The 1396-nt window shown below is 42.7% G+C and carries 1 protein-coding gene; it reads right to left on the reverse strand.

Annotated features, from left to right (window positions below):
- Positions 1–119 precede the first annotated feature (119 nt).
- Positions 120–1115, reverse strand: a complete 996-nt coding sequence (locus tag MWU78_RS22175) for an IS110 family transposase (protein ID WP_247001992.1) — start codon at positions 1113–1115, stop codon at positions 120–122.
- Between the last annotated feature and the right edge of the window lie 281 nt (positions 1116–1396).

Genomic DNA, 1396 nt, shown 5'->3' on the forward strand with positions numbered 1-1396 from the left:
GGTAAGTATTCTATGGACTTTCCAAATAAAATTTCATTATTTTTTTAATTGGTCGATTATTTCCCCCTCAATACACCCCATCCTTTTTCTGGGGGGCGATATTGAGGGGGAAATAATTTTTAAGAGGCGTATTTCCAAAGGTCAACGTATGGTGTGTCCCGATTGATGACGGCAAATACACGTGATATGAGTTTGTTCCGTATGATGTTTACCGTTCCCATCTTGCTTTTGCCCTCGGCGACCCTACGATAATAATAATCCCGTATCTCCATATTGTAGAGGATCGATGATTTGGCACACATATCGAGCAGGCTTTTCATTTTCTTATTGGCCAGATGGCTTACACGTGTCTTTCCCCTAAGACTTGTTCCCGATCGATTGGGAAAGGGAGCCACTCCACAATATGCGGCAAACTGGCGGGCATTCCTGAATTTGGTAAAGGCCCCCGTATATACCAACAGGAATAGGGCAGCTTGATCGCCAATACATTTTATGGTCTTCAGTAGAACAAATATATGATCGAGTTCAGGCTTACTTTTTATGATCCGTTGCATTTCATTTTCGATCTCCTTGATCTGTTTTGAGAGCTCCTTGATCATCCTGTCCTGGACTTTGAAAAGAAGTTCGTTGTCCTTTCGTTTGAGGATGTCCTTTTGTTCCCTTGAACTTGCCTTGTAGCCGGCCCTTTGCCTTACAAGGCGATCTCTAAGGGAAAGCAGTTTTTTGACGGTCTTGATTTCTTTCGATTGTGCAAGGGAAGGTCGTATCTCATCCCGCAGCCTGTAGGCATACAGAGCAATCTTGGAGGCATCGATCTGATCGTCCTTTCCCCTTGCGATCCCCAAGGATCTTTTTATTTCCAATCCCGAGATCATAGCATGGGTAATGTCTTTTTTGGAAAGATACTCCGATAGCCGTTCCGAATAGAGGCCCGTGTGTTCGAAGGCTATAAAAATATGTTCCTTTGGGTGGGAGCTGGATCTGTAGCCCCATTTGAGCAGTTGGGCAAAACCTTTGTCCGAGTTTTCGAAGGTTGCCAGTTCCTGGTTGCTGTGAATGCAGACATCAAGGGTCGCTTTACTGACATCGATGCCGATGGTTTCCATGATTTTCATAACTTTATCCTGTTTAAATGGTTACGTTGACTAAAACCTTTAGCAGGTAAATTCCTAAAATTCTATATGGTCCTTGTAACCGGGTTAGAAAAGAATGGGGACTAATACTTACCCTAGGCCGTTAACCTAGATTTGGGATGAGTTCACCCCATTCTTTTTGAATAAGCTAAAGTTATGGACATTTCTGGAAGTTATAAGTCTCCCCCAAACCCCCTCTTTTCAACATCATCATTATCCTTTTTGGCTTATATATCTAATTAAGCTAATCTAAAGGATTTGGG

It is taken from the genome of Arenibacter sp. F26102 (assembly GCF_023015865.1).
Lineage (GTDB): Bacteria > Bacteroidota > Bacteroidia > Flavobacteriales > Flavobacteriaceae > Arenibacter.